Raw genomic sequence first — 11,005 nt, 5'->3', positions numbered from 1 at the left:
TGCATCGTGAAAGTTTTCAGGAAAATCGGGAGTTTTAGGCATGACATTAACGGGATGAACAACAGGCTATTTAAAGTATAAAGGCAATCGCAGAATTCGTGACATATTTTGAAAATGAAATTGGTATTATGTACTGCTTTCGATTTAAGCTGCGGCGTCACCGATCAAGTGTTATTGCATGAAAGCTACAACCTTTCAATAACTTTGGAATCATCTGAAAAATCAGAAAACGATTTGAAAATTATCGAAAGCGATCAACTGTCAGCAATAATGACTCTGACTCCCTGACGCTGCAAACCTGCCATATAGTCTGCTGGTATCCCCTTATCGGTTACCAGCGTATGGAAAGCGCCAAAAGAGCGGATGAAGTGATAACCCTTGCGACCGAACTTGCTGGAGTCCGCCAGTAGAATAATTTCACTGGAAATGTCACACATCACACGGTTCAGGGTAGCTTCACGATCAAAATGCGTAGTCAGGCCTGCAACAAGATCAAATCCGTCAACCCCGAGGAACAGCTTGTCAAAACGGTATTGACGCAGAGCATCTTCCGCCTGTGAACCATAAAAGGAGTGCGACTTTGAACGGAGGGTTCCTCCGGTCATCATGATCTCAATACCGGAAGCCTTTACCAGCTCACTGGCAACATTAAGCCCGTTGGTCATTACCACCAGGTTCTTGTTGTTCACCAGATGCTTTGCCAGCTGCTGCGTAGTAGTACCAGAGTCAAGAATAATGGATTCACCATCATTAACGAGTCTGGCGGCCGCTGCGCCGATTGCTTCCTTCTGGGAGATGTTCACAGCGCCTTTATCGTCAAAAGGCATCTCTTTAACAACATCATCCAGGGCCATGGCACCGCCGTGAGAGCGAAGCAGGAGACCTTTGTTATCCAGGTAATTAAGATCGTTGCGGATCGTGACACTGGATACCTTGAAGTGCTCAGCCAACTCTTCCACCCGAGCCAGACCTTTGTCACGCACCAGGCGAACGATGGCTTCGCGTCTCTCAACAGTACTCATTTAAACCTCTCTTTCAACTGCGCTTTCACACAGTTGCAGCAAACATACAGGCTTTTCACTTGCCTTTCAATTTTTTGTTTCAAATTTTCACTTATTAGTGATTTTGCTTTCAAAACAGCGATAAACTCAGTTTTTACACCAAAATATTTTCATTAATAATGATAGAGATCATTAAAATGAAAACTATTTTGTGAGAGCATCATCTAAACACGAAGGAATTCGAAAGACTATGACACTGATCATTAAGCCGGCTTCCATAGCATGCATTGGTGAATGCATGGTCGAACTCACTCAAACTGATGTTTTGGGTGAAAACAACAGCGAAAACGAAAAGTTTCTGAAAGTAAACTTTGCGGGCGATACACTTAACACCACTGTTTATATGGCCAGACTTCTTAAGGAAGCTTCAGCCAGCCAACAGACAGATATCGCCGTTCGCTACATTACGGCCCTGGGACAAGACAACTTCAGCAGCCGGATGCTAGCCGCATGGCAGGGCGAAGGTATTGACACCCGTCATGTCTACAGTCTGTCGGGTAAGTTGCCCGGTCTCTATTCGGTCAATGTCGATGCAACCGGTGAAAGAAGCTTCCACTACTGGCGCTCAGAATCTGCTGCCCGTTCACTGTTTTCCGATGCTTTGACTCAGGATCAGATAGAAAGCATAGCTTCTGAAAACAGTCTGATCTTCTTATCCGGTATTACGGTTGCAATTTTACCTTACGAATCTCGAAAGCAGCTAGTTAATTTACTGAAAACAGCGAAACACAATGGTTCGATTATTGCTTTCGATACCAATCACCGTCCGGCTCTCTGGAAAGATGCTGAAGATGCAAGACACTGGTATAAGCAGGTTCTGGAGCTGACCGACATCGCTCTGTTGACCTTCGAAGATGAACAACTGCTGTTTAATGACCAGTCGGTAGAAGACACTCTTAAGCGCCTTGAGCACATTCCTGAGCTGATTATCAAAAGAGGCTCGGCACCGTGTCTGGTGAAATCCAACCGTGATGTCCAAACCGTCGTTGCCCAAAAGGTCAGCACGCCCGTAGATACCACCGGTGCTGGAGATTCCTTTAATGGTGCTTACCTGAGCAGCCGCATGCTTGGAGCCTCACCCGTTGAAGCATGCCAGGCCGGTCATCGTCTTGCTGCTGAAGTGATCATGCATCGCGGTGGTGTTATTCCCAAAGAGGTTATGCCTGCGTTATAGCAGTCTCTTAAGAAGATATATAAAGGCATTGTCGTTTTATGAATCTAAGCCCTTCTTACAAAAGCGCTGACAAAAGAAGAAGCTCCATGACAAGCGAATACATTCTTTCAAAGGCTTACCCTGTTCTTCCGGTTATTGTTATTGAAGAGCTGAGTCACGCCGTTCCCCTTGCCCGAGCATTGTCAGCCGGTGGAATTAATGTATTTGAAGTTACCCTGCGCACATCCTGTGCTCTGGAAGCGATTCAGGCAATCAAAGCGGCAATGCCCGAGTGTATTACCGGGGCAGGCACAGTCACTTCTGCCAGTCAGGTAGAAGCCGTATTGAAAGCAGGTGCAGACTTTGCGGTATCGCCTGGAGCAACACCGGCATTATTAAAAGAAGCGAAAGAACAGGGACTTTCATTTCTCCCTGGTGTTTCTACACCGTCTGATGTTATTCAGGCCATGGAGCATGGCTACAACCTGCTGAAACTCTTTCCTGCTGAGCAGTCTGGCGGTATCAACATGCTTAAAGCCCTTGCAGGCCCCTTCCCTGACGTTAAATTCTGCCCTACTGGCGGTATTGGTCTGCACAATGCAAAAGATTATCTGGCACTGACTAATGTGCTTGCCATTGGTGGCTCCTGGGTGTGTCCGGGCAACCTGGTAAAAGAGGAGCGCTGGGATGAGATAACCCGGCTTGCAGGTGAAGCAGTAGACGGACTCCAGAAGGCATAACCATGAAACGCAGAAGTTTTTTAAAGACCCTTGGGATTACTGGCGCTTCCGCCATGCTTCCACTGACCCTGGGTGGCTGCACCAGCGCTGCACAGCGGGTTAATCAATTACTGGGGGATAAAGAAAATCCACCCAACATTATTTTGATGGTCACCGACGATCAGGGTTTTGGGCAGTTTGACTTCCTGCCTGAGAGTTACAACAAAACCGTTCTGGCGGAACGTTATGTCAGTGAGCGTTATGCTGTTGATCTGGATGCAGCTATCCATGCATCCAGATCCGCCATGCCAACGCTGAAAAAACTGGCCGTTGACGGTGTTCGCTTCAGTAATGCACACGTTACTCACCCGGTCTGTGCCGCTTCACGTACCGGCATCATGACATCCCGCTACCCTCACCAGTTTGGTATTTACAACAACGACGATGTAAAACCTGGTGTTCCACTGGAAGAGACCTTCCTGCCAGAAGTCTTCCAGAAAAACGGCTACCGTACCGGCGCTATTGGTAAATGGCACCTGGCCAAGGTGCGTAAAGAAGCGGTGGAGGGTTCTACTTCCCGAGATTACCACGACAACTCGATCATCTGGGCAGAAGAAGGCTATCGTCCTACCGATCGTGGTTTTGACTACTTCTTTGGCTTCCATGCTTCCGGTGTATCCAGCTACAACTCACCGACCTGGATGCGTAATGGTGAACTGGCTGAATCCAAAGGCTACATGACAGACCAGATGACGGATGAAGCACTGGCCTTTATCCGCAGTGTGAAGAAAGATCAACCATTCTTCCTTTATTATGCTCATGCGGCACCCCATATACCGCTGACTGCCATGGCACCGGAAAAATACCTGGGCCGCTTTAATACCGGAAACCAGGAAGTCGACAATTACTACGCATCCATCGCTGCAATTGACGACAGCATCCTTCTGCTGATGAACGAGCTGGAAGCCTCTGGCCGTGCCGACAACACCATCTTCCTGTTCATGCCGGATAATGGCGGTGTTGCTGACTCACCCATGCCACAGAATGGCCTGTTAACCGGGAACAAAGGCTCTCTGATGGACGGCGGTGTTCACATACCTCTGGTTGCCTGGGGTAAATCACTCCCTAAAGGCATGATTTACGATGGCCTGGTTTCTACCATGGATCTGATGCCTACTCTGCTTGCGGCTTCAGGTCTGAACGCGCCCCAGCCGGAGAAACTCGACGGTGTGAACCTGTTGCCTCACCTGAGCGGAACTGACAGTGCCGAGCCACATGACATGCTGTTCTGGGCTGGCCCACGGGCTTTCCACTGGGGAGAGCCGAACGATGACTTCTGGCGCGATTACTTTGAGTACGTATCCGGACGCTCCGAGTCCGATGTTGAGCCCAGCAGTCCACACCTGGAAAAATATTCCACAGCCAGCTGGAGTGTACGCAAAGGTCAATGGTCCCTGCACTGGTGGCAGAACGACAACACCGTTCGCCTCTACAACCGTGCTGTTGACCCTGCTGAAGTCAATGATATTGCTGCCCAGCATCCGGCACTGGTCAAGGAAATGCAGGCCGGTATCAGAGAGTGGATTAAAGACAAGCCTGAGCCTGCTGTATGGGGCAAGGACTACTTCAAAGAATTGAAGAACAGCCTGTTAAAAGGCTGATGAATACAGAAAGCCAGTTACCGACTTAAACAACCCATTTAAACATTATTGCGGGCTCCTGATAGAGCCCTGCAACCACCATTCAGGAAATGAAACCATGCAAACTGCACAAATCAAAGTAACCAACGAAAACGGCCTGCACACTCGTCCTGGCGCTGTATTTGTAAAAGCCTGCAAAGAGTTTTCCAGCGCGATCACTGTTGAGAACAAGGGACGTAAGGCCAACGCTAAAAGCCTGATGAAACTGATGTCTGCCGGTATCGTTAAAGACGACGTAATCACTCTGACGATTGAAGGGGATGACGAAGTAGCAGCTATGGAAAAACTGAAAGTCGTTATCGAAAACCTGGAAGGTTAATAAAATGCCGCCCGCTATCCGCTGTCCGGTAAAGCCACGTCCGCTTTACGGGCAGCGGGCGGCGGGAAGCGGTTATCCCCCGTTTCGCAAGTTTCATCAGGTTCAGAGTTACATGATCAAGGGCATCATTGCATCCGAAGGTATCGCCATCGGTAAAGCGGTTATTCACTGTGAGCAGGAACTTATCCTGCCAGACTACAAGGTAACCGAAGACCAGGTTAACAACGAGATCGAGCGCTTCAAAATGGCTCGTGAACAGACGACTGCACAGCTGGATCGTCTCTACCGGGATATGCTCGGCAAGTTCGGTGAAGAAGAAGCCGCGGTATTTGAAGGCCACATGATGGTGGCGGAAGACGAAGAGCTGGAAGAAGAGATCTTCAGCCTGATTGGCGAAGGAAAACCAGCTGCCGTTGCTACTCATGAAGCCATCCAGAGCAACATTCAGCTGCTGGAGACTCTGGAAGATGCCTACCTGAGAGAGCGTGTAGCAGACTTCCGCGATGTCGGCCTGAGAATGGTCAAGAACATTCTGGGCATTCGCATCTCCGGACTGGAGAACCTGGAAGAAAACTCAATCGTTATCGCCAACGACCTGACTCCTTCTGACACAGCCCAGCTGGATCTGGATAAAGTCATCGGCTTCGTAACTGACGTCGGTGGACGCACATCTCACTCTGCCATCATGGCCCGCTCTCTGGAAATTCCGGCCATGGTCGGCTGTCAGCAGGCAACCACTGCGATCCTGCACGGCGATCTGCTGATTCTGGATGCCATCAATAACGAAATCATCGTGAACCCTTCCGAAGAGCAACTGGCATCTGCCCGTACTCATCAGGAAACACTGGCAGCAGCCCGCAATGAACTGGCAAAACTGAAAGACCTGCCAGCAGCCACTGTCGATGGCAAACACTTCGAGCTTTGCGCCAATATCGGTACGCCAAAGGATGTCGATGGCGCACTGCGCAACGGTGCTGAAGGTGTTGGCCTCTACCGCACAGAATTCCTGTTTATGGACCGCAACTCACTGCCTTCTGAAGAAGTTCAGTTTCAGGCTTACAAGGAAGTAGCGGAAGCAATGGGAGAAAGACCCGTCATTATCCGTACCCTGGATATTGGTGGTGACAAGGATCTGCCTTACCTGGATCTGCCAAAGGAATTGAATCCATTCCTGGGCTGGCGTGCCGTGCGTATGTGCCTGGATCGTCCGGAAATCCTGCAGACTCAACTTCGCGCCATTCTGAGAGCCAGTGCTTTTGGTAAGCTTCGCATCATGTTCCCCATGGTCATTTCGGTCAATGAAGTGGTGCAGCTGAAAGCGCATGTTGAGAAGGCCAAACAGAGCCTGAGAGATCAGGGTATTGCGTTTGATGAGCAGTGTGAGCTGGGCATCATGATTGAAACGCCAGCAGCTGTTATGATTGCTGATCAGCTGATTGAAGAGCTCGACTTTTTCAGTATCGGTACCAATGACCTGACTCAGTATATTCTGGCGGTAGATCGAGGCAATGAAAACATTGCTCACCTGTATGACAGCTTCTCTCCGTCAGTATTAAGAGCGGTTAAGCAGGTCATTGATGCTTCTCACGCTGCAGGTAAATGGACCGGGATGTGTGGTGAGTTTGCCGGAGATGAACGTGCTGCATTGATTCTGGCAGGACTTGGCCTGGATGAATTCAGTATGTCTGCACCGTCTGTTCCCATGATTAAGAAGATCCTGCGCGAACAGAACAGTGAAAAGCTTCAAGAGCTGGCAACACAATGCTTGAAAGCAAAAGATGCTGATGCAGTAAGAGCATTGGTGGATTCCATCCAGTAAGATCTGGATTGCTTTCATATTAAATTGTTTACAAGGCGGAGGTCAGTGTTAGCTGACTTCTTCCTTTTCGTTTTTTATTCTTCTCAGCCCATCATAATGGCCTCCTTCCCCAACATCTTTGCATACCAGATAGATAACGTCCTCTTCCGGTGAAATATCCTCAAGGTCACGATTATTTCCATCTGCCCCATAACCAATACTGGCAACGCTGGCATAGTGATCACACTGCTGATAACCATATACGATGACTGTTTTTTTTACGGCGTATGCAAGCAATGGCACATGCTTTAGAGTTGCCCAGAAAGCTAAGCTGCGCTCAGTTCTATCAGGATTGAAAGAAACATGTCTGATAATATATTTACCTTCTACCTGATCTTGCAGCCACTCACGGTCAAAGATTAGTAAATCATTATTCATAGCTCTTGTGGGTGACTCTATTAACCTAAGGGCCGCTTTATGCATTAGGACTCTCAAACTGACCGCATTTTCTCCATGGGTCTGACCGGCTGAAGCTTCGTAAAAGCAATTTCCGAACGGAGCCGTAGGACACAGCTTAAATCCCAGGTATTTCAGTGTCTCAGGGCTTGCACTAACCTCACCATCCCATCTTGCCAGATAATCTCTCATCCCCTCATGACCTAACCGCAATGAACCAGACGACAACAGTATTGCTTCATTTTCGCTTCTTGAAAGTCGATCATCAGCACCGGCTGAAATTTTTAAGTCATTGCTAGGCTGAGGCCTTATTTTTTGGTAGTAGCTTTTAAAAATAACCCAATCAGGTGTATTGCTGTGCTGTATAAATTTAATAGATCTTGTCCCTGCAGGATTACCTGACAATCTTGGCAAACATTTTTTATGCTCTTTACAGCAGTCGTACTCAACAGACATATCGAATGTTGATGCAATAATCGGAAATACTGCATCAGGATTAAATTCTGGACCGGAAGCTTCATCCTTAACAAGCTTTCTAATATTCCCCATATAGTCCTTTTGCTCCTGATAATTATCTCTCACACAAAAGAAATCGAAATTAACTTCCCAAAACAGACTGAGAGCATCAATAACTTCACGGTAATCAGTTTTATTCAGTTCTTTTGCTAATGCTTTGAATACCTGAACCTTAGGTTCTCCCCCAATACTTATCTTAGTGAATTGACAGGTATACGCTCTTCTTTTATTGATAGGAATTTTACCATGAAAGCCATCATAATCATTTCTTTCATCAGATGAGGGTATTTTTGGATATACCCTTATGGGAACACTAACCCCTTGACTATCATAACTGCTATCATCAATTAATTCTCTAACACCAATACCAGAAGTTGATGTACTTATATGAGAACCGACCTTATCCATTATGGCACCCTAAAATTACCACCATAAAATTTGATAACCTAAAAATAAGACAAATAGAAAGCCTGGCGATCTATCAGATATCAGGATAGTAAAATATAAAAGAAGAAAAATAGAAAATTCATATTTAGAGAGCAGCCCATCTATGACAGGCTCACATTTATGCTACCCCCCAAAGACTATGTCCCCCATTATAAAGCTTAAAGGAAAATATCATTAGCTTGATTAATTAAATCCTGTAATTTATCTCTAATCAGGTCAATTTTTTCTCTTGCCTTATTCAACTTCAGTGACTGTATATGTTTTTTATTATTGAGTGATGGGAATACCTGGTTTCCTCCATGAAATTCTGTTAACTGATAAGAGGAAGTATTACTATCAAAGTCAGGGTGAGAAGCTTTAAGGTTTTCTTCCAGCTCTACAACAATGACAGGTATCTCTGGCTGCTCTTCCAGTTTACTCAATTTCAGCTCCATAACTCGATCTGCAAAGGAGCTGAAACTCACTCGAAGCTTTCTTTCTGGCTGTCCAGACAAGGAAAGTCCTGTGTGTGATGTAACCAGTCTTCCCTCAATCATAAGACCAGGATCATGAGGTAATATCATAACTCGATCTTTAGATGGAAAAGAAAACTCATTACCAGACTGAGGCAGTATAATAACAAATTGCTCCAGATCACAGGCTGCAATAACACCGGTAGATTTTCTGGCAAGCTCATAATCAGGTAATTTTGCACTGATATTTGGAATCGAATTCTTGATTTCGTAAGCTAACCGCCTGGTGCTATCAGAATCAGTTATATTTAGAGAAAGTCCAATACTAAAATAGAAGTCATTTCCTTTCATCCCAAAATACATAGACTCTTTTCTGGCACTATTAGCCTCCATAAATCCAAATCGAATTGGAGCACTATATTCTTCATCAACTACAATATTAAATTCTGAGCCTTTTAAAAAACATTCACGTCCTTTATCTTTATCAGCTTCACCAGCGAGTAAATATTCTGAATTTAAGATAGTAGTACTCATAATTAATGGGGATAACCATCTCTTCCAACTCATATTTTTAAGCCTATTTATCATTGAGGTTTCACCAGTATATGTGATATCCAGAATTTAGCTCATCTATTGCAATGATATTTTCAGCACTAAAAAAACACAGTATTTTTTACTATCCAGACAGCCGAAGGTTTGATTTCATCAATAAATCACTTTTAATCATCACACGATAATCATTCATTAACATGGACATATTTTGATTATTTAAATCAGCACTATATAAAGAAGGGGGTTATTCAAGACAATCTGAAAAACAGGAAGTACAATCCTCTTTAAAAACAATAATATGGGTAACAATTCTCTGTACCGGAAACCCATAAAAAGTAGGACTCTAAGCAAAAAGCATAATAGATATTATGCTCTCCTTTAGTGTTTACCTATATAAAGAAGAAAATAATTAAAGCTATAAAATTAAAATAGTCAGTTGCCGTAATTTTAAACAACAACTGACATATAGAAATATTTATCTTATCCGAAGCTTTATAACCACAGTACAGTTACTGATGGCTGCTACTCATAATAACTAATACCACCAGCTACTTCCGGTCTGATCACCGTTCCGGAGTCAGAGGTCAGAATCTCGGCAGCCTGTTCCAAAGAACCAATAGCCGCCATCTTTCCTCCATTGCGAACAAACTCAACAACTGACTCCACTTTTGGTCCCATGGAGCCGGCAGCAAAATCAAACTGGTCCATAGCCTCTGGTGTGGCACAGCGAATGTTACGAGAGTCAGGATGGCCGAAATTAGTCGCAACCGCAGGCACATCAGTGAGAATCAGGAATGCATCGGCCCCGAGTCCTTCTGCAAGGAGTCTTGAAGAACGGTCTTTATCGATCACTGCTTCAATATTCTGAAGCTGACCGTCCGGACCACTGGTTACCGGAACACCGCCACCACCTCCACAGATAACCGTAATGTCTTCAGCAGAGATCAAATGCTGAAGCGATGGTAATTCCAGAATTTCCTTAGGTATCGGAGAGGCAACAACACGACGGAAGTATTTGCCATCCGCTTTAATTGTCCAGTCTTCATGAGCTTTCAGTAAGTCATCCGCCTGCTCACGGCTATATACCGGCCCGACAAATTTATCCGGATCACCAAAAGCAGGGTCATCCCGATCCACCAGAGTCTGTGTTGATACGGTACAGACTTTATGGCCCGGCATCTGATTACGCAGTTCCTGCTCGAACATAAAGCCGATCATTCCCTGCGTCTGGGCACCAAGGGCATCCAGTGGGTAGGGAGATACACCTTTATAAGCATCATTCATTAATGCCAGCAGGCCAACCTGGGGACCATTACCGTGAGTCAGAATAACCTGATGGTGACGGGCAATACGGGCAATCGCTGCCGCAGCCTTACGGATGTTTCTGCGCTGGGTTTCGCATTCAAGAGGTTCTCCACGTTGAAGGATTGCGTTTCCACCCAGGGCAATTACGATTCTCATGACTGTATTCCGTTAATAAATTTAATATTGGTCGTTTTTAAAAATCTCTTTGTTTTTTCACCAACGCATAACCGACAGGTGATCACCCGCTTTTAGAAACAAGTTGATGAGGAATGCTTTCAGAAGTGATCGGGTGAATCCCTGAAACTGCAACGAAAGCGAAGGGTTGATATCATCCGGAATGATTCCGGTTTTTCTTTTGAACCACAAAGACCACGAAGAGCACAAAGAGCACAAAGAGCACCAGGGCTTACGCACGAGGATAATCATTCGCATTTGAGCCACTATCCTCACCGAATATATACATATTCAGCAGCCCTGCCAGATAGCCATTATTCCAACCAGCCCTCTTGCGCTTACGCTTCATGCTT

At 45.8% G+C, this 11,005-nt stretch carries 9 protein-coding genes; 5 read left to right on the top strand and 4 right to left on the bottom strand.

Annotation, left to right across the window (positions count from 1 at the left end; genetic code table 11):
• Positions 1 to 254: 254 nt before the first annotated feature.
• Entirely contained in the window at positions 255 to 1,022 is a 768-nt protein-coding gene (agaR, locus tag AK963_RS20235) for a transcriptional repressor AgaR (RefSeq protein ID WP_066017242.1), read from the bottom strand.
• Between the two features lie 229 nt (positions 1,023 to 1,251).
• Between agaR and AK963_RS20230 the strand changes: the two genes are divergently transcribed.
• From AK963_RS20230 to ptsI, 5 genes are all read left to right on the top strand, one after another.
• A complete protein-coding gene (locus AK963_RS20230; protein WP_066017241.1) occupies positions 1,252 to 2,235 on the top strand; it encodes a sugar kinase in 984 nt (327 codons plus the stop codon).
• A gap of 86 nt (positions 2,236 to 2,321) precedes the next feature.
• Positions 2,322 to 2,954, top strand: coding sequence for a bifunctional 4-hydroxy-2-oxoglutarate aldolase/2-dehydro-3-deoxy-phosphogluconate aldolase (locus AK963_RS20225; RefSeq protein ID WP_066017240.1), 633 nt, complete (start codon positions 2,322 to 2,324; stop codon positions 2,952 to 2,954).
• 2 nt (positions 2,955 to 2,956) lie between these two features.
• Positions 2,957 to 4,594 carry a sulfatase-like hydrolase/transferase gene (locus tag AK963_RS20220; protein ID WP_066017239.1) on the top strand — a complete coding sequence of 546 codons (1,638 nt, stop codon included), beginning with the start codon at positions 2,957 to 2,959 and terminating at the stop codon, positions 4,592 to 4,594.
• Positions 4,595 to 4,691: 97 nt separating this feature from the next.
• Entirely contained in the window at positions 4,692 to 4,952 is a 261-nt protein-coding gene (locus AK963_RS20215) for an HPr family phosphocarrier protein (RefSeq protein WP_066017238.1), read from the top strand.
• A 4-nt stretch (positions 4,953 to 4,956) separates the two neighbouring features.
• Positions 4,957 to 6,771, top strand: a complete 1,815-nt coding sequence (gene ptsI, locus AK963_RS20210; protein WP_238593798.1) for a phosphoenolpyruvate-protein phosphotransferase PtsI — start codon at positions 4,957 to 4,959, stop codon at positions 6,769 to 6,771.
• 48 nt (positions 6,772 to 6,819) lie between these two features.
• Here the strand turns inward: ptsI and AK963_RS20205 are convergent, their stop codons facing one another.
• From AK963_RS20205 to arcC, 3 genes are all read right to left on the bottom strand, one after another.
• Positions 6,820 to 8,130, bottom strand: coding sequence for a hypothetical protein (locus AK963_RS20205; protein WP_066017237.1), 1,311 nt, complete (start codon positions 8,128 to 8,130; stop codon positions 6,820 to 6,822).
• Between the two features lie 197 nt (positions 8,131 to 8,327).
• Entirely contained in the window at positions 8,328 to 9,155 is an 828-nt protein-coding gene (locus AK963_RS20200) for a hypothetical protein (protein ID WP_066017236.1), read from the bottom strand.
• A 540-nt stretch (positions 9,156 to 9,695) separates the two neighbouring features.
• Complete coding sequence (gene arcC / locus AK963_RS20195) at positions 9,696 to 10,634, bottom strand: carbamate kinase (RefSeq protein ID WP_066017235.1); 939 nt, start codon at positions 10,632 to 10,634, stop codon at positions 9,696 to 9,698.
• Positions 10,635 to 11,005: the final 371 nt, after the last annotated feature.

The organism is Endozoicomonas atrinae, assembly GCF_001647025.1.
GTDB lineage: Bacteria > Pseudomonadota > Gammaproteobacteria > Pseudomonadales > Endozoicomonadaceae > Endozoicomonas > Endozoicomonas atrinae.
Note: the sequence above shows the minus strand (reverse complement) of the source record. Positions and strands in the feature narration are given on the sequence as shown.

What these genes read in the sequence shown, in the direction of transcription:
- agaR (WP_066017242.1), bottom strand. Translation starts at nt 1,022, where the DNA reads ATGAGTACTGTTGAGAGACGCGAAGCCATCGTTCGCCTGGTGCGTGAC.
- AK963_RS20230 (WP_066017241.1), top strand. Translation starts at nt 1,252, where the DNA reads ATGACACTGATCATTAAGCCGGCTTCCATAGCATGCATTGGTGAATGC.
- AK963_RS20225 (WP_066017240.1), top strand. Translation starts at nt 2,322, where the DNA reads ATGACAAGCGAATACATTCTTTCAAAGGCTTACCCTGTTCTTCCGGTT.
- AK963_RS20220 (WP_066017239.1), top strand. Translation starts at nt 2,957, where the DNA reads ATGAAACGCAGAAGTTTTTTAAAGACCCTTGGGATTACTGGCGCTTCC.
- AK963_RS20215 (WP_066017238.1), top strand. Translation starts at nt 4,692, where the DNA reads ATGCAAACTGCACAAATCAAAGTAACCAACGAAAACGGCCTGCACACT.
- ptsI (WP_238593798.1), top strand. Translation starts at nt 4,957, where the DNA reads ATGCCGCCCGCTATCCGCTGTCCGGTAAAGCCACGTCCGCTTTACGGG.
- AK963_RS20205 (WP_066017237.1), bottom strand. Translation starts at nt 8,130, where the DNA reads ATGGATAAGGTCGGTTCTCATATAAGTACATCAACTTCTGGTATTGGT.
- AK963_RS20200 (WP_066017236.1), bottom strand. Translation starts at nt 9,155, where the DNA reads ATGAGTACTACTATCTTAAATTCAGAATATTTACTCGCTGGTGAAGCT.
- arcC (WP_066017235.1), bottom strand. Translation starts at nt 10,634, where the DNA reads ATGAGAATCGTAATTGCCCTGGGTGGAAACGCAATCCTTCAACGTGGA.